At 72.5% G+C, this 19,538-nt stretch carries 15 protein-coding genes; 5 read left to right on the top strand and 10 right to left on the bottom strand.

Annotated elements, in window-relative coordinates; all coding sequences use genetic code 11:
• The first annotated feature begins 18 nt into the window (after window positions 1–18).
• Window positions 19–678 (top strand): ATP-dependent Clp protease proteolytic subunit, encoded by a 660-nt coding sequence (locus Csp2054_RS11400; RefSeq protein WP_058725494.1) that lies wholly within the window; start codon window positions 19–21, stop codon window positions 676–678.
• 237 nt (window positions 679–915) lie between these two features.
• Here Csp2054_RS11400 and Csp2054_RS11395 read toward each other — a convergent pair whose 3' ends face one another.
• Together Csp2054_RS11395 and Csp2054_RS11390 are read right to left on the bottom strand one after the other, a co-directional pair.
• The gene (locus Csp2054_RS11395; protein WP_096899439.1) at window positions 916–1,530 is read right to left on the bottom strand and encodes a copper resistance protein CopC; all 615 of its coding nucleotides are present in this window, start codon (window positions 1,528–1,530) and stop codon (window positions 916–918) included.
• A gap of 65 nt (window positions 1,531–1,595) precedes the next feature.
• Window positions 1,596–2,321: a YcnI family protein gene (locus Csp2054_RS11390; RefSeq protein WP_096899438.1), complete on the bottom strand. Its 726-nt coding sequence runs from the start codon at window positions 2,319–2,321 to the stop codon at window positions 1,596–1,598.
• Between the two features lie 232 nt (window positions 2,322–2,553).
• On the opposite strand from Csp2054_RS11390, the gene clpX reads away from it, so the two are divergent.
• Complete coding sequence (gene clpX, locus Csp2054_RS11385; RefSeq protein WP_096899527.1) at window positions 2,554–3,834, top strand: ATP-dependent Clp protease ATP-binding subunit ClpX; 1,281 nt, start codon at window positions 2,554–2,556, stop codon at window positions 3,832–3,834.
• Window positions 3,835–4,012: 178 nt separating this feature from the next.
• Here clpX and Csp2054_RS11380 read toward each other — a convergent pair whose 3' ends face one another.
• The 4 genes from Csp2054_RS11380 to valS form a co-directional block, all read right to left on the bottom strand.
• Window positions 4,013–6,040, bottom strand: a complete 2,028-nt coding sequence (locus Csp2054_RS11380; RefSeq protein ID WP_096899437.1) for a M3 family metallopeptidase — start codon at window positions 6,038–6,040, stop codon at window positions 4,013–4,015.
• Between the two features lie 210 nt (window positions 6,041–6,250).
• Window positions 6,251–6,835 carry a TetR/AcrR family transcriptional regulator gene (locus Csp2054_RS11375; protein ID WP_096899436.1) on the bottom strand — a complete coding sequence of 195 codons (585 nt, stop codon included), beginning with the start codon at window positions 6,833–6,835 and terminating at the stop codon, window positions 6,251–6,253.
• 119 nt (window positions 6,836–6,954) lie between these two features.
• Window positions 6,955–7,182: a hypothetical protein gene (locus Csp2054_RS11370; RefSeq protein WP_255252713.1), complete on the bottom strand. Its 228-nt coding sequence runs from the start codon at window positions 7,180–7,182 to the stop codon at window positions 6,955–6,957.
• Window positions 7,183–7,270: 88 nt separating this feature from the next.
• A complete protein-coding gene (gene valS / locus Csp2054_RS11365; RefSeq protein ID WP_096899434.1) occupies window positions 7,271–9,865 on the bottom strand; it encodes a valine--tRNA ligase in 2,595 nt (864 codons plus the stop codon).
• A gap of 224 nt (window positions 9,866–10,089) precedes the next feature.
• On the opposite strand from valS, the gene proP reads away from it, so the two are divergent.
• Window positions 10,090–11,667 (top strand): glycine betaine/L-proline transporter ProP, encoded by a 1,578-nt coding sequence (gene proP, locus Csp2054_RS11360; RefSeq protein WP_096899433.1) that lies wholly within the window; start codon window positions 10,090–10,092, stop codon window positions 11,665–11,667.
• Between the two features lie 243 nt (window positions 11,668–11,910).
• On the opposite strand, the gene Csp2054_RS11355 is transcribed toward proP, so the two are convergent.
• Genes Csp2054_RS11355 through Csp2054_RS11340 form a run of 4 tightly spaced genes read right to left on the bottom strand, consistent with a single transcriptional unit; the run spans window position 11,911 to window position 17,102 of the window.
• Window positions 11,911–13,521, bottom strand: coding sequence for an ATP-binding cassette domain-containing protein (locus Csp2054_RS11355; RefSeq protein WP_255252712.1), 1,611 nt, complete (start codon window positions 13,519–13,521; stop codon window positions 11,911–11,913).
• Window positions 13,518–14,387, bottom strand: a complete 870-nt coding sequence (locus Csp2054_RS11350; protein ID WP_096899432.1) for an ABC transporter permease — start codon at window positions 14,385–14,387, stop codon at window positions 13,518–13,520. Before Csp2054_RS11350 ends, Csp2054_RS11355 begins: the two co-directional genes overlap by 4 nt.
• The gene (locus Csp2054_RS11345) at window positions 14,384–15,406 is read right to left on the bottom strand and encodes an ABC transporter permease (RefSeq protein ID WP_255252711.1); all 1,023 of its coding nucleotides are present in this window, start codon (window positions 15,404–15,406) and stop codon (window positions 14,384–14,386) included. The genes Csp2054_RS11350 and Csp2054_RS11345 overlap by 4 nt, the downstream gene beginning before the upstream one ends.
• 40 nt (window positions 15,407–15,446) lie before the next feature.
• Window positions 15,447–17,102 (bottom strand): ABC transporter substrate-binding protein, encoded by a 1,656-nt coding sequence (locus Csp2054_RS11340; RefSeq protein ID WP_096899431.1) that lies wholly within the window; start codon window positions 17,100–17,102, stop codon window positions 15,447–15,449.
• A 32-nt stretch (window positions 17,103–17,134) separates the two neighbouring features.
• Here Csp2054_RS11340 and Csp2054_RS17795 point away from each other — a divergent pair, with 32 nt between their 5' ends.
• Together Csp2054_RS17795 and Csp2054_RS11330 are read left to right on the top strand one after the other, a co-directional pair.
• Entirely contained in the window at window positions 17,135–17,770 is a 636-nt protein-coding gene (locus Csp2054_RS17795) for a TetR/AcrR family transcriptional regulator (RefSeq protein ID WP_141399243.1), read from the top strand.
• A gap of 122 nt (window positions 17,771–17,892) precedes the next feature.
• Window positions 17,893–19,431 carry a phospholipid carrier-dependent glycosyltransferase gene (locus tag Csp2054_RS11330; RefSeq protein WP_096899430.1) on the top strand — a complete coding sequence of 513 codons (1,539 nt, stop codon included), beginning with the start codon at window positions 17,893–17,895 and terminating at the stop codon, window positions 19,429–19,431.
• Window positions 19,432–19,538 lie beyond the last annotated feature (107 nt).

The raw sequence follows: 19,538 nt of genomic DNA, 5'->3' as shown, positions 1-19,538 counted from the left end.
GAAGAAAAGGAAACGAGAATGCATCTCCCCATGCTCGGTGGCGCGCAGAACGTCCCGGCTCCGTCGAACCGTTACATCCTCCCGAGCTTCGAGGAGCGCACGGCCTACGGCTACAAGCGGCAGGACCCGTACGCGAAGCTCTTCGAGGACCGCATCGTGTTCCTCGGCGTCCAGGTCGACGACGCGTCGGCCGACGACATCATGGCGCAGCTGCTCGTGCTCGAGTCGATGGACCCGGACCGCGACATCGTCATGTACATCAACTCGCCCGGTGGCTCGTTCACCGCGATGACGGCGATCTACGACACGATGCAGTACATCCGTCCGCAGATCCAGACGGTCTGCCTCGGCCAGGCTGCCTCGGCCGCGTCGGTGCTCCTCGCGGCCGGCACCCCGGGCAAGCGTCTGGCGCTCCCGAACGCCCGCGTGCTCATCCACCAGCCCGCGACCCAGCAGGGTGGCGGGCAGGCGTCCGACATCGAGATCCAGGCGGCGGAGATCCTCCGCATGCGCACCTGGCTCGAGGAGACGCTCTCGAAGCACTCGAACCGCACGCCGGAGCAGGTCAACAACGACATCGAGCGCGACAAGATCATGTCCGCCGAGGAGGCGCTGGAGTACGGCCTGATCGACCAGGTCCTCACCAGCCGCAAGAACGTGCCGGCGCTCGTCAAGTAGCGCTGCACCACGAGGGCCCCGCACCGTCCGGTGCGGGGCCCTCGTGCGTGGTGTGCGTGCCGCCCCGAGGTGCGCGCGTTCGGCGTGTCCCCGGCGCGCGGAACCAGGTTCCGGACACCACACCGCGCTTTTTCACGGTGCTGTGTCCGGAACCTGGTTCCGGGTGCGCGGCAGGCGGCGCGGCAGGCGGTGCGGCGGGGCGGCCGGGAGGCGCGGTGCGCGTCCGGTGCGTCGGCGTCAGTCCTCGTCGGGGTCGTCCGGCGACGGCGCTGCCGGGCGTCGGCGGAGGAGCAGCAGCACGGCGACGACCGCGCCCACCACGACCACGCCGCCCGCGCCGATGAAGAGCGCGTCGGTGCCGGCCGAGTCGGTCGACCCCGACGCGGTGCCGTCCGTCGTCGCCGGGCTGGTCGACCCGTCCGACGCCGTCGCACAGGTCGGCGGCTCCGCAGCGCCCTTCGCCGGGGCGAAGCCCGCCGGCGCCTGCCACGTGAACGGGTACTCGTCCGAGACGGTGTGCCCGTCGGCCGAGACGATCTGCCACTCGACGGTGTACTTGCCGGAGGCCCCGAGCGCGGCCTTCGTGGTCATGGAGGGGCCGTCGACCTCGAGGCAGCCGTCCTCGTAGTACTTGCCGTCCGGGCCGACGATCCGGTAGGCGAACCCGGCGTTCGACCCGCCGATGTCGAGCAGCTTGTCGTTGGTCGTGATCTCGAACGCCTTCGGCAACGACGTGAGCGTGCCGTCGACCTTCGGCGTCGAGGCGATCATGTAGTTGTGCGCGCTGGCGGGTGCGGCGAGCCCGAGGACCGCGCCGCCCGCGATCGCGAGGGCCGTGGCGGACGCGGCCACGAGCCTCCCGGACGGACGGGACCGGCCACGCGGTGCACGCGCAGCCGGGCCGTCGGGCCGGTGCCTCACTTGCTGGTCCGTCGGCGGGTCGAGGCGACGGCGACCACGAGGGCGGCGGCGCCGAGCACCAGGCCGCCCAGGCCGAGGAAGCGGCCGACCAGGTCGGGGTCGCTGGTCGTGGTCGCGGGTTCGGCCGCGGCCGTGGTGGCCGTCGACTCGACCGGGTCGCCGTCGGCCTCGGTCGCGACGGCGGCGGTGAGCACGACCGAGGGGGCGGGGTGCTCCGGCTCGGCCTTGCCGTCCTCCTGCTGCTGGTCCCACTCGACGGAGCCCTTCTCGCAGGTCTGCGTGACGGGGAACTCCACGCGGTCGCCGGCCTTGCCGTCCGGCAGCGAGAACGACAGCGAGAACGTGTCGCGCTCGTCGGCCGGGAGCGGCGTCTTCGCGGTGTAGGTGACCGCGGTCACGCGCTGGCCGGCGTCCTCGGCGGACTCGTCGTCCGACGACGCGGACGGGCTCGTGTACGCCTCGGTCGTCTTCGTGATCGACCAGTTCGGGTTGACCGTCGGGGTGACCTCGATGATGCTCTCCGGCACGTGGAAGGTGAGCTTCGTGGTGGGCGAGCCGTCGCAGCCGTGCGGCACCGAGAAGGTGGCCGTCGTGTACGAGTCCGCCGCGGTGGAGGTCGCCGTTGCCTCGACGTGGGCGCTCGCGGCCGCGGCGGTGCCGAGGACGAGGGCAGCGGTGACGCCGAGGGTCGCGGTGCCGATGACGGCGGGACGCTTGCGCATGGGGTTCCTTTCGGGGGACTGCGGTGTGGCGCTTCTACAAGTTGTAGAGGAACCGGGGACACAGTACCAGGGGTGAACGCCCTGGGCGAACGGGGGCCACGATTCCGGCAGGGCGTCGCCGTCGCTGTCACCGGGAGCGGTTAGGCTCGGACGAAGCCGGGTGGATCAGCGCCCGGGGGTTCGTCACGGCGACGACGGCAGCGTCGACGTCCGGCCGAGGGAGGGCACGCACATGGCACGCATCGGAGAGAGCGCCGACCTGCTCAAGTGCTCCTTCTGCGGCAAGAGCCAGAAGCAGGTCCAGCAGCTCATCGCCGGTCCGGGCGTCTACATCTGCGACGAGTGCGTCGAGCTCTGCAACGAGATCATCGAGGAGCGCCTGGCCGAAGCGGGCGAGGACACCTCGAGCGGCGACTTCGAGCTGCCCAAGCCGCGCGAGATCTTCGACTTCCTCCAGGAGTACGTCATCGGGCAGGACCCGGCGAAGCGTGCCCTGGCGGTCGCCGTCTACAACCACTACAAGCGCATCCGGGCGCAGGGTCAGATCACCGCCGCCGAGGACCGCGACGACATCGAGATCGCGAAGTCGAACATCCTGCTCATCGGGCCGACCGGCTGTGGCAAGACCTACCTGGCGCAGACCCTCGCCAAGCGCCTCAACGTGCCGTTCGCCGTCGCCGACGCCACGGCCCTGACCGAGGCCGGGTACGTCGGCGAGGACGTCGAGAACATCCTCCTCAAGCTCATCCAGGCCGCGGACTACGACGTCAAGCGTGCCGAGACCGGGATCATCTACATCGACGAGGTCGACAAGATCGCCCGCAAGGCCGAGAACCCCTCGATCACCCGCGACGTCTCGGGCGAGGGCGTGCAGCAGGCGCTGCTCAAGATCCTCGAGGGCACGACGGCATCGGTGCCGCCGCAGGGCGGACGGAAGCACCCGCACCAGGAGTTCATCCAGATCGACACGACGAACGTGCTGTTCATCGTGGCGGGGGCGTTCGCCGGGCTCGAGGACATCGTCTCCTCCCGGGTGGGCAAGCGCGGCATCGGCTTCGGTGCTCCGCTCCACAGCCCGCTCGACCAGCAGGACTTGTTCTCCGACGTCCTGCCGGAAGACCTCCACAAGTTCGGGCTCATCCCCGAGTTCATCGGTCGACTGCCCGTCGTGACCACGGTGTCGCAGCTCGACCAGGCCGCGCTCATGCAGATCCTCACCGAGCCGAAGAACGCCCTGGTGAAGCAGTACCAGCGGATGTTCGAGATCGACGGCGTCGAGCTGGAGTTCGAGCAGGGCGCGCTCGAGGCGATCGCTGACCTCGCCGTGCTGCGGCAGACCGGTGCTCGTGGGCTCCGCGCCATCCTCGAAGAAGTGCTCGGCCCGGTGATGTTCGACGTCCCCTCGGACGACGACGTCGCACGCGTGGTGATCACCCGCGAGTCCGTGCTCGAGAACGCGGCGCCGACGATCGTGCCGCGGCCGCGCGCGAAGCGCATCGAGAAGTCCGCGTAGCGAGCTGCGGCGCGGCAGGTACGCCGGCCCGTCGCCCCGTCGCCGCGTCGGTGCGTCGGCCTGCCGGCCCGCCGGAACCAGGTTCCGGACACCACACCGTGCTTCTTCATGGTGCTGTGTCCGGAACCTGGTTCCTCGTGTGAGGGGACGCCGCGCAGTGCGCCCGCCGCGCGGCGCCCTACTCGAGCCCGCGGCGCCGCAACAGCGGCCCCACCTCGGCGTCCCGCCCGCGGAAGTCGCGGTAGGCCTCGAGCGGGTCCTTCGACCCACCGACGCCCAGCAGCTTCGTGGCGAACTGCTCGCCGGCCTCGCGAGAGAGCCCACCGTTCGACCGGAACCACTCCACCGTGTCGGCGTCGAGCACCTCGGACCAGATGTACCCGTAGTAGCCCGCGTCGTACCCGCCCGAGAACGTGTGGGCGAAGTACGTCGACGAGTACCGCGGCGGCACGGCGTTGACGGCGATGCCTGCATCCTGCAGCGCCTGCCGCTCGAACGCCTCGACATCGGTGATCGCGGCGGCGTCAGCGGCCGAGAGCCGGTGCCACGCCTGGTCGAGGAGCGCCGCGGCGAGGTACTCCGTCGTCGCGAACCCCTCGTTGAAGCCCTCCGACTCGCTGAGCCCCTGGACGAGCTCGGGCGGCAGCGGCTCCCCGGTCTCGTGGTGCTTGGCGTAGTTGGCCAGGACGGACGGCCACGAGACCCACATCTCGTTCACCTGCGACGGGAACTCGACGAAGTCACGCTCGACGTTCGTGCCGGAGAACCGCGGGTAGGTCGTCCGCGCGATGAGACCGTGCAGCGCGTGCCCGAACTCGTGGAAGAGCGTCTCGACCTCGTCCTGGATCAGCAGCGTGGGGGAGCCGGCCGCGGGCTTCGCCACGTTGAGGTTGTTCACCACCACGGGGAGCGTGCCCATCAGTGCCGACTGCTCCACGACCGGGTTCATCCACGCGCCGCCGCGCTTGCCGTCCCGCGTGTACAGGTCGAGCAGGTAGAGCCCGACCGGCTCGTCGCTGTCCGAGCGCACCTCGAACACCCGGACCTCGTCGTTGTACCCGTGCAGGTCCGGACGCTCGGTGAACGTCAGGCCGTAGAGCGCGTTCGCCGCGTGGAACACGCCGTCGTGCAGGACCCGGTCGGCCTCGAAGTAGGGCCGGAGCGCCGAGCTGTCCGCCGCGAACTGTTCGCCCCGGAGGAGTTCGGTGGCGTACGCCCAGTCCCAGGACTCGACCTCGTGCCCGAGCACGCGCGCGCGGACCTCCCGCTCGTCGTCGGCGTTCCGTGCGGCGGCGCCGACGAGCGAGGACAGCAGCCCGTCGACGGCCTCGGGCGTGCCGGCGGTCTCGTCCGCGGTGACGACCGCGGCGTGGTTCGGGAACCCGAGCAGCTCGGCGCGTTCGGCGCGGAGCCGGACGACGCGGAGCAGGACGTCACGGTTGTCGTGCTCGTTGCCGCGACGCCCGCGGGAGAGCGACGCCTCCATGATGCGCTGACGGAGCCCGCGGTCGGCGAGCGAGCCGAGCCACGGGTGGCCCGTGTAGAGCGGCAGCGTGATGAGCCAGCCGTCCAGCCCACGGTCGGCGGCGGCCCCGGCGGCGGCCGACTTCGCACCCTCGTCCAGCCCGGCGAGTTCACCCTCGTCCGTCACGTGCACGGCGAGGTCGTTCGTGTCCTCGAGGAGGTTCCGCTCGAACGTCGTCGTCAGCGTCGACAGCTCCTGGTTGATCGCGGTGAGCCGTTCCTTGCCGGCGTCGTCGAGACCGGCCCCCGCGAGGGTCATCTCGGTGAGTGTCCGCTCGACCAGCCGACGGTCCTCGTCGGTCAGGTCGTCCCGGTCGGCGAGCGAGGCCCGGACCGCGTCCACCCGCGCGTAGAGCTTCCCGTCGAGCGTGATCGCGTCCCGGTGCGCCGCGAGGAGCGGGGAGATCTCGGCCTCGAGGTCGTGCAGCTCCGGGGTCGAGTCCGCCGACGACAGCGTGAAGAACACGTGGCTCACGCGGCCGAGGAGCTGCCCGGTCCGCTCGAGGGCCACGAGGGTGTTCTCGAACGTCGGCGCGTCGGCGTCGGCGGTGATCGCCTCGACCTCCTCACGCTGTTCGGCCATGCCGGCGTCGAACGCCGGACGGAAGTGCTCGAGCCGGACGTCGCTGAACGGCGGGAGGGCGTAGGGGAGGGTGCTCGGTTCATCGAACGGGGTTGCCATGTCGCCACCCTACGGACTGGAGGCACGGTGCGGGCCCGGCACGCGCCTCCCGTCCCGCATCGGTGACCGTTCCGACCCATCACGCCCGCAGTAGGAAGCCGTTCCGCTCGTCGGAGGCCGGAAGGAACCACCTCCTACGAGCGATTCGGCAACCCACGAGCGAATCGGCAAGCCACGAGCGAAACGGCAAGCCACGAGCGGTTCGGTGACCTAAGCGCGGGTGGCGGCGTCGATGAGCGTCGCGGCGGCCCGGCGGGCGTGCCCCGCGGGGGAGGCATCGCCGCTGATCGCCGCCGTCGTCTGCGCACCCTCGGCGAGCAGGGCCAACTGTGCCGCGAGCTCCTCGGCGGTCCCGCGGTCCGGAACGACCTCGCCCGCGAGCCCCGCGACGAAACGCTGGAACGACTCCTTGTGCTCCCGAGCGATCCGCGCCACGGACGGGGACGTCGCCCCGAGCTCGCCGAACGCGTTGATGAACCCGCAGCCCCGGAACGTCGCGTCGCCGAACCAGTGCTCGAGGAAGTCGTACATCGCCAGCAGCCGGTCGCGCGGCGTGGACGCTGCTGCGACGGCCCGCTCGATCCCGCGCTCCCACAGGTCGTGCCGGCCGGACAACACCGCGGCGACGAGCTGCTCCTTGCCCGGGAACGCCGAGTACAGCTTCTTCAGGGAGACCCCGGCGGCGGTGCGGATCGCGTCCATGCCGACGGACTGGATGCCGCGCGCGTAGAAGAGCTCGTCGGCGACCTCGACGATGTGCGCCCGTGTCGTCGCCTCGACCGTCACCGTCGCCATCCGTGCCTCGTTCCCTGTGCCCTGCTTCTGCGCACGGTCCGTCCCGGCCCGCCGCGGACAGCGGTGCGGGAACGGACGTTCTCAGTGTAGGGCGCGACCCCGGACGACGCTGCGTCGGGTCAGTCCTCTTCGGGAGCGTCGTCCGGGTTCGTCACCTGCGCGTGCCCGGCGGGGTCGAGGTGGATCGAGGTGCCGTCGTCGAGTTCGACGATCGGCTTGCCCTCGAGGAACGTGAGCGTCCACCCCCACGTCCCGGTGTCGACCGACTCCGCCGCGAGCTCGTCCTCGACCTCCCGCACGGCGACGACCATCGCCTCGGGGAGTCGCGCAGGCGGCTGCCCACCCACGCTCCATCGTGTGCCCAACTGCATCCGTGCCTCCCGTCCGGTGTTCGCCGGCCGGGTCGCGGACGCAACCCGGCCGGCCCACGCGACCCTACGCCGGCTGTTCCGCCAGCTCGATCTCGGTGACGGCCAGTTCCGCCCCGTCGGTGAACGACAGGTCGGCGATGCGGCCGACGGCCGCCAGGTCGACCGCGGCACGCTCGATCAGCGCTCGCGTCTCCGCCGGGGCAGCGACGACCGCGCGGGTCACGGGCGTCTTCTGCGATGCCTTGGCCGCCGTCTTCGCACCGCGGATGCCGATGAGTGCCTGCCCGACGGCCGCGAGCAGCCCCGTCGGCTCGGCCTGCGTGGGCAGCTCGTCCCGCGTCGGCCACTGTGCGCGGTGCACGCTGGACTCGTGGGTCCAGGCCCACACCTCCTCGGTCGCGAACGGGAGGAACGGCGCCAGCAGACGCAGCAGCGCGTCGATCGCGGCGCGGAGCGCGAGGACCGCGCTCGCCTGCGTCTCGTGCGTCGCGTCGGTCGCGGTGCCGTACGCCCGCTCCTTGACGAGCTCGAGGTAGTCGTCGCAGAACGTCCAGAAGAAGCGCTCGGTGACCTCGAGGGCACGGGCGTGGTCGAACGCGTCGAACGCGGCGGTCGCCTGGTCGATGACGGTGCCGAGCTCGGCGAGCACGTCGACGTCGAGCGCCTCGGTCACCGTGTGCGCGCCCTCGGGCAGCGGGAAGCCGTAGACGAACTTCGCCGCGTTGAGGACCTTGATCGCCAGACGCCGTCCGACCTTGATCTGCTTCGGGTTCTGCGGGTCGAACGCCGCGTCCGTGCCGAGCTTCGACGAGGCCGCCCAGTACCGGACCGCGTCCGCTCCGTGCTGCTCGAGGATCGACAGCGGCGTGACGACGTTGCCCTTCGACTTCGACATCTTCTTGCGGTCGGGGTCGACGATGAAGCCGGAGATGCTCGCGTGCTTCCACGGCGCTTGCGCCGCCTCGAGCTGGCTGCGCAGCACGGTCGTGAACAGCCACGTCCGGATGATGTCCTGCGCCTGCGGGCGGACGTCGTACGGGAACACCAGGTCGTAGAGCGCCGGGTCGGACTCCCACTTGCCCGCGAGCTGCGGGGTGAGCGACGAGGTGGCCCAGGTGTCCATGACGTCGAGTTCGCCCTGGAATCCGCCGGCGACACCGCGCTGCGACTCCTCGTACCCGGGTGCCGGCTCGGACGCCGGGTCGACCGGGAGCTGCGCCTCGGTCGGGACGATCGGCTGGTCGTACACCGGGTTGCCGTCGGCGTCGAGCGGGTACCAGACCGGCAGCGGCACGCCGAAGAAGCGCTGGCGGGAGATGAGCCAGTCGCCGGAGAGGCCGCCGACCCAGTTGTCGTAGCGGACGCGCATGAAGTCCGGGTGGAACGCGATCTCCTCGCCGCGCTGTCGCAGCGTCGCCTTGAGCTGCTCCTCGCGGGCGCCGTTCACGATGTACCACTGGCGGGTCGAGACGATCTCGAGCGGCTTGTCGCCCTTCTCGAAGAACTTGACCGGGTGGTTGATCGTCTTCACGTCGCCGATCAGCTCGCCGGACTCGGTGAGGGCGTCCACGACGACCTTCTTCGCCGAGAACACGGTCTTGCCGGCCATCTCGGCGTAGAGCTCCTTGCCGCGGGCACTCTCGATCCACGTCGGCTCGTCCGAGCGCACACGACCGTCGAAGCCGATGATCGCGCGGTTCGGCAGCTGCAGCTCGCGCCACCAGACGACGTCCGTGGTGTCACCGAACGTGCACACCATGGCGATGCCGGCGCCCTTGTCCTGCTGCGCGAGGTGGTGTGCGAGCACCGGGACCTCGACGTCGAACAGCGGGGAGCGGACGGTGGTGCCGAAGAGGTCCTGGAAGCGCTCGTCGTCCGGGTGCGCGACGAGGGCGACGCACGCGGCGAGGAGCTCGGGGCGGGTGGTCTGGATGACGACGTCGTCACCGCCGTCGGTGCGGTGGAACGCGATGCCGTGGTACGCGCCGGGCATCTCCTTGTCCTCGAGCTCGGCCTGGGCGACGGCCGTGCGGAAGGTGACGTCCCAGAGGGTCGGGGCGTCGGCCTGGTAGGCCTCGCCACGCTCGAGGTTGCGGAGGAAGGCACGCTGCGCGCTGGCCCGGGAGGTGTCGTCGATCGTCCGGTACGACTGGGTCCAGTCGACCGACAGGCCGAGGGTGCGGAAGAGGTGCTCGAACTGCTGCTCGTCCTGCACGGTCAGGCGCTCGCAGAGTTCGATGAAGTTGCGGCGCGAGATCGGCAGCTGGTCGGCGGCCTTGGAGGACTTGTTGTCGCCGCCCTCGAACGGCGGGACGAACGCCGGGTCGTAGGGGAGCTGCGGGTCGCAGCGGACGCCGTAGTAGTTCTGCACCCGGCGCTCGGTCGGGAGGCCGTTGTCGTCCCAGCCCATCGGGTAGAAGACGTGCTTGCCGCGCATCCGCTCGTACCGGGCCTTGAGGTCGGTGTGCGTGTACGAGAACACGTGGCCGATGTGCAGCGAGCCCGAGGCGGTCGGCGGCGGGGTGTCGATCGAGTACACGGCCGAGCGGTCGCCGGCGGCGGCACGGTCGAAGCGGTAGGTGCCGTCCTGCTCCCAGACCGGGCCCCACGCTTCCTCGAGTCCGTCGACGGTGGGCTTCTCCGGGATGGGCTTCGACATGGCAGGGCCTTTCGATCGATGTGGGCGGCACCGAGTCCGTGGTGAGGTGCCTGACGTGTCCGCGCACGCTGCGCGTCCGGCCATGATAGCGGCCCGACGGCCCGTGGAGCGCTCCATCTGCTAGGCTGTCGGAGTTTGTTCGACGGGCGGCCACTCGCTCCCGAGCTGCATCGTCGCCGTCCGTCGTGATCCCGGACCCCGATGCAGCTCCACCCGGAGGACCCATGCCGACCACGAACCACGCGGCGCACCCCGCGCACGAGGGCCGCACGACGGCACGCACCGAGCGCGCCCGCCGCAGGCTCACGGAGGACGACGTCACGGTCGTCGAGGAGTCGCTCCTCAAGCGCGCCGTGGCCGCCGCCGCCCTCGGGAACGCGATGGAGTGGTTCGACTTCGGCATCTTCGCGTACCTGACCGTCACGATCTCGCGGGTCTTCCTGCCGCAGGGCGACGCGGCCGCGAACATCGTCGCGACGTTCGGCTTCTTCGCCGCCGCGTTCATCGTCCGCCCGATCGGCGGTGCCGTGTTCGGCCCGATCGGCGACAAGATCGGCCGCCAGAAGGTCCTCGCGCTGACGATGATCCTGATGGCCGCCGGCACGTTGATGATCGGGCTGATCCCGTCCTACGCGACGATCGGCTTCTGGGCGCCGGTGCTCCTGCTCGTGGCCCGCTTCGTGCAGGGCTTCTCGACCGGCGGCGAGTACGGCGGCGCCGCGACGTTCATCGCCGAGTACTCGCCGGACAAGCGGCGCGGCTTCATGGGCTCGTGGCTCGAGTTCGGCACGCTCGCCGGCTACGTGCTCGGCGCGTCGATCGTCACGGCTCTGCAGTTCGGCCTCTCCGAGGACGCCCTGCTGAGCTGGGGCTGGCGCATCCCGTTCATCGTCGCCGGCCCGCTCGGGCTCATCGGCCTCTACCTCCGGCTCAAGCTCGAGGAGACCCCGGCCTTCCAGAAGCAGCAGGAGCAGGCCGCCGAGCGTGAGTCGCAGAAGACGCCGTTCCTCAAGCTGTTCGCCGAGAACTGGCGCGGCCTCCTCGTCTGCATCGGCCTCGTGCTGGTCTTCAACGTGACCGACTACATGCTGCTGTCGTACATGCCGACGTACCTCGAGCAGAACCTCGGTCAGGACGCCACCTTCGGGCTGATCCTCATCGTCATCGTGATGATCCTCATGATGGTCGTCATCACGTTCGGCGGACGGCTCTCCGACCGGTTCGGCCGTCGGCCCGTGCTCGCGGCGGGCTGCCTCGGGTTCCTGCTGCTGTCGTGGCCCTCGCTCAAGCTGGTCCAGAGCGGCTCCGGGGTCGGCGTGTTCGTCGGCCTGCTCGTCCTCGGACTCGTGCTCGTGACGTTCACGTCGACGATGCCGTCGACGCTGCCCGCCCTCTTCCCGACGATCATCCGGTACGGCGCGCTCGCGATCGCGTTCAACGTCTCCGTCTCGCTCTTCGGCGGCACCACCCCGCTCGCGACCGCGGCGCTCATCAACGCCGCGAAGGACGCCGGACTCGGCTGGGCCGAGGACATCCCCGCCTTCTACCTCATGCTCGCGGCCGTCATCGGCCTCGTCGCGGTGTACTGCACGAAGGAGACCGCCGCCACCCCGCTCCTCGGGTCGGGACCGACGGTCGCGCACGAGGACGAGGTCGCGGCGGTCATCGAGGACTACAACGACCCGGAGTCCGACCTCGCGCGGTCCGACTGGGCCCGGGACTTCTCGACGAGCGAGATCCCGGTCCTCGCGGGCGACGCCCCGCGGGGCGCAGCCGAGGGGACGGCGCCCGCCGGCTCCTGACGACCGGCCGGGAGGCTCCCCACCGGTCCGTCACGCGCCGCGCGGTGGACGTCTGGTCGCCCGGGTGCAGGACCGCTGCCCCGAGTCTCGGCTGAGCGGACAGTTCCGCAGGTGTCCGCCCGCGGAACTGTCCGCGGGGCCGAGTTTCGGGTACGGGCGCGGCTGCGGGTGCGGGCGCGGCTGCGGGTGCGGGCTCGGGTGCCGCTGCGGGCGCGGCGCCGCGCGGGCTCGCCGGTGCGGCCGTCAGGCGGCGGGACCGGATGCCAGGACCTCGGCGGCGCGCAGCAGCCGAGCGGTCACCGGGTGCGTCGGCCGGGCGAACACCGCCGCCGCCGGACCGTGCTCGACGACCGTGCCCTCGTGCACGACGAGCACGTCGTCCGCGATCCGCCGGACGGCCCGCAGGTCGTGCGAGACGAACACCATGGCCACGCCGGTGGTGTCCCGGAGCCGTTCGAGCAGCCCGAGCACGGCGTCCTGCACGGTCGCGTCGAGCGCGGTGACCGGTTCGTCGAGCACCAGGACCTCCGGGTCGGTGGCGAGCGCCCGCGCGATCGCCAGCCGCTGCCGCTGCCCGCCCGACAGGGTCAGCGGCGACCGCGACCGCAGCGCCGGGTCGAGCCCGACCTGCCGGAGCGCGCCGTCGACCCGCTCGCCGAGGCCACCGCGCGCACGCCGCTCGGCACCGTCGGAGAACGCGTCGGCGAGCACGCGTTCGACGTCCCACCGCTCGTCGAACGTCGCCCCCGGGTCCTGCACGACGGCACCGATGCGGTGTCGACGGGGCCGGCGCTCCCGTTCGGGCAGCGGCGCCCACGGCGCACCGTCGAGCGTCACGGAGCCGGTGTCGGGGGACTCCAGGCCGAGCAGCATCCTCGCGACCGTGGTCTTGCCCGACCCGGACGCGCCGATGATGCCGAGCACGCGGCCGCGGTCGAGGCGGAACGACACGCCCCGGACCGCCGCGGTGTCGTCGAACGAGCGCGTGAGGCCCTCGGCGACGAGGACCGTCGCCGGCCGCTCCCCGGCCATGGTCGGCGTCCCGACCGCACGCTCCTCGACCGGCGTCCGAGGCACCGAGCCGGCACGGGCGGCCTCGACGAGCGCCGCGGTGGCCGGGTGCTCGGGTGCGAGGAGGACCCGGTCGACCGGACCCTGCTCGACGATGCGGCCACCGTCCACCACCGCGACCCGGTCGGCCCACCCGCTGACGAGTCCGAGGTCGTGCGTGATCACGAGCAGCCCGGCTCCGGCCCGCTGTGCCCGGCGCAGTTGCTCCATGACGGTGACGGCGACCCCGGCGTCGAGGGCGGTCGTCGGTTCGTCGGCGACCACGAGTGCGGGGGAGCCGATCGTCGCGGCGGCGATGAGTGCCCGCTGCCGCATCCCGCCCGAGAGCGTCCCGGCGAGCCGGCCGTCGGTCGCGGTGTCCGGGTCGAGCCCGACGCCGGCGAGCGCGGTCCTGACGGCCTCGACCCGGTCCGCCGCGCGGAGGTCCGTGTGCAGCCGGAGGGCGTCCGCGACCTCGCGTCCGACCGGGCGGAGCGGGTCGAGCGCGCCGAGCGCCTCCTGGCCGACGTACCCGACCGCCGTGCCGCGCAGGCGTCGCCAACCCCGTTCGCGCAGCCCGCGGGCGTCCGTGCCGGCGACCTCGAGGCGTTCGGCCTCGACGACGGCGCGGTCGGCGGAGAGCCCCAGCAGTGCGCGGGCGGTGACGGTCTTGCCCGACCCGGATGCGCCGACGAGCGCCACGCACTCGCCCGCCGCGACCTCGAACGACACGTCGGACACGATGCGCACGCCGTCGATGGTGACGGAGAGCCCCGCGACCGCCAGCACGGGCGCGGCGCTCACCGGGCGGTCCCTCGGCGTCGGACCGCGCGACCGAGGACGGTGACCGCGGTGGCCAGCACCACGATCGCGAGCCCGGGGAAGGTGCTCATCCACGGCGCGGTCTGCAGGTAGGTGCGGCCGTCTGCGAGCATCGCCCCCCACTCCGGTGCCGGCGGCGGGGTCCCCACCCCGAGGTAGCTCAGTGCCGACGCCCACACGACGGCCTGACCGACACCGAGCGTGCCGACCGCCACCAGGGGCCACAGCGCCCGGGGGAGGACGTGCCGGACGAGGGTGCTTGCGGGCGAGCGTCCGAGCAGGACCGCGGTCTCGACGACCTGCGAGCCCCGCGCGGCGAGGACGGAGGCGCGCACGATCCGCGCGTACCCCGGCGCCGTGGCGAAGCCGACCGCGAGCACGGCCGGGACGGGGCCGGGCCCCGTGACCGCGATGACGACGAGCGCGACGAGCAGGAGCGGCAGTGCGAACGCGACCTCGGTCACGCGGCCGATGACGGCGTCCACGATCCGCCCGCCGACACCGGCGGCGAGCCCCAGCACGGTGCCCGCGACGGTCCCGACGACGGTGGCCGCGAGTCCGACGACCAGCGACGCCCGCGTCCCGGCGACGACCCGCGCGAGGACGTCCCGACCGGATTCGTCGGTGCCGAACGGGTGCGCCCATGACGGTGGCAGCAGGGCGTCCTCCGGGTGCACGGCGAGCGGGTGCGCACCGCCGAGCAGCGCGGGTGCCACCGCGGCGACCACCGCCAGCACGACCACGGCCGCGGCCGCCCAGCCGGCGGCCCCGAGCGTCCCCCCAGGACGTCGCTCGGGACCGCCGGACGACCGCCCGGCCGGGAGGCGCGGATCCGGCAGACCGCTCACCGCACGACCGCCTCGGGGCCGGGTCGCACCGCGCGCGGACGGCGCGTCACCGCTCCGGTACGCGGCCGGCGGTCGACCGCGCGCTCGGCCAGGTCGGCGAGGGCGAGGACCACCACGTAGGCCGCGGCGGACACGAGCGCGATCCCCGCCACGAGGGGCATGTCGCGCTGCGTGACCGCGGTCACGAGTGCGCGGCCGACCCCGGGCAGCGCGAACACCGACTCCACGACGACCGCGCCGGACACCAGCGAGCCGAAGGCCCAGGCGGACAGCGCGATGCCGGGCAGCGCCGCGTGCCGGAGCGTGTGGCGGAGGAACAGGCCGGTCCGGCCCTCGCCCCGTCCGCGGGCGGCCAGCGCGAAGGTCGACCGCTGCGCGTCCACGATGCCGTCGCGCACGGTCTCGGCGAGGTAGCCGGCGACCGGCACCGCGACCGTGACGACCGGGAGCACCCACCCGCGCACCGATCCGTCGCTGACCGCGGGGAACCACCCGAGCGCCGATGCGAAGACCACGATGAGCACGCTGCCGAGCCAGAAGTGCGGCATGACGCTCGCCGTGACGGTGATCGCCCCGGTGACCCCGGCGGCGATCCGGCCGCGCTGGGTGGACCACCACGCCAGGACGATCGCGAGTGCCCAGGCGACGACGAGCCCCGCGACCGCCAGGGTCAGCGTGACCGGCAGCTCCTGCGCGAGCAGCGTCGCCACCGGGGTGCGGAAGGCGTACGAGTCGCCGAGCTGCCCGGTCGCGAGTCGGCCGACGAACACCGCGTACTGCACCACGACCGGGGCGTCGAGACCGTACTCCTGCCGGACCCGGTCGAGCGCCGCGGCGGAGGCCTGCGACCCCGGGCCACCGAGGATCGCGAGCGCCGGGTCGCCGGGGATCAGGCGGATCGCGACGAACACGATCGTCGCGACCGCCCACAGGACGCCGACCCCGCCGGCCAGGCGGACCAGACCCCACCGGGCCCACCGCGACCGCGCGGCGGACCGCAGCGGCCGTGGCGGGGTCACGTCGGGCCTCCCGTCCGGTCGTCGGTCACGCTGCCGGCCGTCAGCGGTCGATCCAGGCGGAACCGAACCACGGCGTGGAGACGGCCGTGGTCTCGACGTCGTGCACCTTCGACGACACGAGGAAGTGGTTCTGCTGGTCGTACAGCGGCAGCACGGTGGCGCTGGCGAGGATGTCCTCCTGTGCCTGCTCGTAGAGCGCGCCGCGCTGGCTCGTGTCGGCGGTCCGAGCGGCCTGCTCGAGCAGCCGGTCGACCGTCGGGTCGTCGAGCTGCGCGAGGTTCGCGAAGTAGCCCGACGGTGCCGGCGTGATGCTCGCGCTGTCGTACAGGATCCGGAGGACGTCGGCGCCGACCTTCGTGTACGGCGCGCTGACGACGTCGTACTGGTTCGCCGCGAGCGCCGCGTACCAGCTCGACAGGTCGAGCTCCTTGATCTCGACGTCGAACCCGACGGCCTTCTCGGAGGCCTGGATCTGCTGGAAGAGGCTGCGCTCGGCGGGGATCGACTGGTTCGTCGACACCGGGAACGTCACCGTCAGCCGCTTGCCGTCCTTCGTCCGGATGCCGTCCGAGCCCTTCTTCCAACCGGCGTCGTCGAGGAGCTTCGCGGCCTCGGACGCGTCGTGGTCGAAGAGCGTGTCGCCGTCGGCCGAGTACGCGAACGGCTCGACGCTCGAGAGCAGCGAGTACGAGCGCTTCGCGGTGCCGAGGAACAGGGACTTGATGCCCGGGTCGACCTCGGCGCCGTGGATGAACGCCTTGCGCACGGTCTCGTCACGGAAGACGCCGTGGCCCGAGTTCAGTTCGAGCCGGTTGGAGGCGCCCGGTCGGGGTGCGTCGAGGTCGCGGATGGTCTTCCCGGCCTTCGCGGCCCGGATCTGGTCGGGCTGGGCGTTGTCGATGACGTCGACCTGGCCGGACTGCAGCGCCGCGTAGCGCGAGGTCGAGTCGGGGAGGAACCGCCACGTGATGCCGCTCAGCCGCGGCTTCGTCGTGCTGCCGGCCTGCTTGCCGAGCGGGGTGTAGTCGGCGTTCTTCGTCAGGGTGACCCGGTCGCCGTGCTTCCAGTCCGTGATGCGGAACGGGCCGGTGCCGACGGGGGACTCGCAGTTCTGCGCCTCGGACCGCCCGAGGGCCTTCGGGGACTCCATGCCGACCCAGGGCTGCGAGAACGACTCGAGCAGCGCGCTGTCCGGACGGCTCAGGGTGAGCGTGACGGTGTGGTCGTCGGTCGCGGTGGCCTTCGCGATCGACTGCAGCGCGAGGTACCCGGTGCTCGACGCCGTCGCCGGGTCCTGCACGTGCTCGATGTTCGCGACGACCGCGGCCGCGTCGAAGGGCGTGCCGTCGGTGAAGGTCACGTCGTCGCGGAGTCGGAAGGTCAGGGTCTTGCCGTCGTCCGACGTCGTCCACGACTCCGCCAGCGCGGGGACCGGTCGGCCGTCCTCGAGCGCGGTGAGTTCCTCGATGTACTGGCTGGACAGCAGGGCCTGCGGGTAGTTGCCGCCGACGTGCGGGTCGAGGCACGTCGGTTCGGCGTCGCCCGAGGCGTACACGAGCGTGCCGCCCGCCACGGGGGTGCTGCTGCTCGACTGGCCGCCGCCGGTGCAGGCGCTGAGGGCGAGGGCGAGCGCGGCCGTTCCGGCGAGGGTGGCCGCGACACGGGCGCGGCGTTTCTGTACTGGGTCCAACTTCATGGCTGGACGATTCTAGCGGTTTACTGGGAGCCATGGACGCGCAGGGGACCGGGTCGACACCCGCCGACGAGGTGGTCCGCCGTGGTGGGCGGCCCCGCCGGTCGAGTGCCGAGGTCCTCGCGGACGCCGCGGCGGAGCTCTTCCTCGAGCAGGGGTACGGCCGGACCACCGTGGACCAGATCGCCGCCCGCGCCGGGGTGAGCCGCGCCACCTTCTTCAACTACTTCGCCGCCAAGTCCGACGTCATGTGGCTCGAACTCGACGCCGCGGTCGCCTCGCTGCCCGGGCTGCTGGACACCTCCACGGAGCCGAGCGCCGTCCGCGCGGTCGAGGAGGCCCTGCTCGCGGCCGCCCGTGAACACGACCCGGAACGGGTGCCGTGGGCCGTCGCCCAGGCCGAGGTGATGGGCATCGGGTCCGAGCTCGTCGCGAGCGTCGCGGCACGGGTCATGCAGCAGCACGGCGCGGTGGCCGCGTTCGTGGCCGGTCGGACCGGCGAACGGCCGGGCGCGCTCTGGCCGCAGACGGTCGCCGGCGCCCTGCTCGGGGCGGCGGCCGCGGCGTTCGGCGTCTGGGTGTTCGACGGGGTGTCCCGCGGGCCGCTCGTGGAGTACGTGGCGGCCGCGCTCACCCCGGTCGCCGCCGGGCTCGACGCGCGCAGCGTCTGACCGCGTCGGCGCGACCGCGACCGCGTCGGTGTCGCCGCGTCGGCCGTGGCTGAGCGTTCCCGCCGGAACCGGGGCCCGTCGCACGCCGGTTCCCCGGCCGGGCCTCAGTATGCTCGACGCTCATGACCGTCGACCCTCCCGTGGTGCGGGAGCGTGCTCCCCGGCGCGCCGACACCGCGGTGCGGACCGTCACCGTGCTCCGCACCGTGGCGTTCGTGGTGGTCGTCGCGCTCGGCCTGTACGTGGCCTTCTGGCGCATCAGCCGGCAGACGCCGTACGGTGACGAGCTCATCTACATCAGCTCCGGGTGGGACTACGTGCACGGCCGGTTGTCCGACAACCTGCAGCACCCGCCCTTCGCGAAGTACCTCTACGGGTTCGTGCAACTCGTCGTCGGGCAGGGCGTCGCCGGCCCCCGCTACCTCGCCGCCACCGCGTCGTTCGCCACGGGCGCGGTCCTGTTCGCCTGGCTCCGCCGTCCGGTCGGCTTCTGGGGGGCGCTCCTCGCCGCGGGCCTGTGGTGGCTCAGCCCCCGCGGCGACTCGCCCACCTGGATGCGGGTCGCCAGCGGGGAGGCCGTGCGGATCGACCGGCTCGCGCTGCTCGAGCCGATGATGACCTTCTTCGCCGTCGCCGCCGTCGCCGCCGCCTGGCAGTGGGGCGTCCGACGGCGCTCGGACGACGGCCCGTGGGCCGGCTGGTGGTGGATGGCCGCTTCGGGGGCGCTGCTCGCCGCATCGGTCACGTCGAAGGTGTCCACCGCCGTGCTCGTGCTGTCACTCGTCGCGGTCCCGGTGCTGTTCCGCCGCTGGATCGGCCTGGTCACGGGCGGGGTCGTGGCGGCCGTCGGGTTCGCCGTGGTGTTCGTCGCGGCGTACGCCCCCGTCGGCGGGTGGAGGGCGATCCAGTACATGCTCGCGTTCCAGGGCGAGCACGACGCCAAGGGGCACGAGATCTACCTGCTCGGCCGGGTGCACGAACTCGCGCCGTGGTGGACGAACTTCGTCCGTGTCGAGGAGGGTGTCGGGTGGCCGACCACCGTCGTGCTCGTCGTCGGGATCGTCGCCGCCCTGGTGGTCCGGCCGGACCGGCTCGTCGCGCTCCTGGGGATCTCGCTCGGGCTGCTCGTCCTGTTCTACTGCACAGCCAACGTCGCGCTGCCGCACTACTACCACGTGTGGATGCCGTGGGCGATCGCCCTGGCCGCGATCGGGCTCGTGCGGCTCGCGCGACTCCGCCCACCCGTGACGACCGTCGTGGCGCTCGTGGCCGTCGCGGCGACCGTGCTGCCGGCCGTGACCGTCGCCCGGACCGTGGCCGAGACGCGGTCGACCGGCTTCGCACGGATCGGCGCCGCGCTCGCAGCACACGGCGTCCCCGCGGGCGACCAGCTGCTCGTCGCGGGGGCGACGCAGCAGGCGTTCGCGCCCTTCATCGGCAGGCGAGGGCAGACCCAGGAGACCCGGTCAGGTGACTACGGGGTGGTCGTCGAGGGCGTCGATCCGCGGTTCCCGATGGACCCGGAGATCGCGCGCCTCCTGCGGGACCACCCCGCCGCCTTCCGCGAGTTCCACGTCGACGACCTGCGGGTCTGGGTGGTGCAGGACGGGCTCGCCGTGCGGCGCGGCGACCGGACCGTCGCCCTCGTACCGGCCCGCTGACCGCCCGAGCGGGCGCATCCGCCGGACCGGGCGCACCCGCCGGATCGGGCGCATCCGCCGGACCGGGCGCTCCCGCCGGACCGGGCGCTCCCGCCGGACCGGGCGCT

Source organism: Curtobacterium sp. 'Ferrero' (assembly GCF_002412165.1).
Taxonomy (GTDB): Bacteria; Actinomycetota; Actinomycetes; order Actinomycetales; family Microbacteriaceae; genus Curtobacterium.
Note: the sequence above shows the minus strand (reverse complement) of the source record. Positions and strands in the feature narration are given on the sequence as shown.

Bases quoted from the DNA above. Each gene is read 5' to 3' on its own strand.
- Csp2054_RS11390 (WP_096899438.1), bottom strand. From the start codon at position 2,321: ATGCGCAAGCGTCCCGCCGTCATCGGCACCGCGACCCTCGGCGTCACC.
- Csp2054_RS11375 (WP_096899436.1), bottom strand. From the start codon at position 6,835: ATGGCGACGGTGACGGTCGAGGCGACGACACGGGCGCACATCGTCGAG.
- Csp2054_RS11380 (WP_096899437.1), bottom strand. From the start codon at position 6,040: ATGGCAACCCCGTTCGATGAACCGAGCACCCTCCCCTACGCCCTCCCG.
- clpX (WP_096899527.1), top strand. From the start codon at position 2,554: ATGGCACGCATCGGAGAGAGCGCCGACCTGCTCAAGTGCTCCTTCTGC.
- Csp2054_RS11330 (WP_096899430.1), top strand. From the start codon at position 17,893: ATGACCGTCGACCCTCCCGTGGTGCGGGAGCGTGCTCCCCGGCGCGCC.
- proP (WP_096899433.1), top strand. From the start codon at position 10,090: ATGCCGACCACGAACCACGCGGCGCACCCCGCGCACGAGGGCCGCACG.
- valS (WP_096899434.1), bottom strand. From the start codon at position 9,865: ATGTCGAAGCCCATCCCGGAGAAGCCCACCGTCGACGGACTCGAGGAA.
- Csp2054_RS11400 (WP_058725494.1), top strand. From the start codon at position 19: ATGCATCTCCCCATGCTCGGTGGCGCGCAGAACGTCCCGGCTCCGTCG.
- Csp2054_RS11340 (WP_096899431.1), bottom strand. From the start codon at position 17,102: ATGAAGTTGGACCCAGTACAGAAACGCCGCGCCCGTGTCGCGGCCACC.
- Csp2054_RS17795 (WP_141399243.1), top strand. From the start codon at position 17,135: ATGGACGCGCAGGGGACCGGGTCGACACCCGCCGACGAGGTGGTCCGC.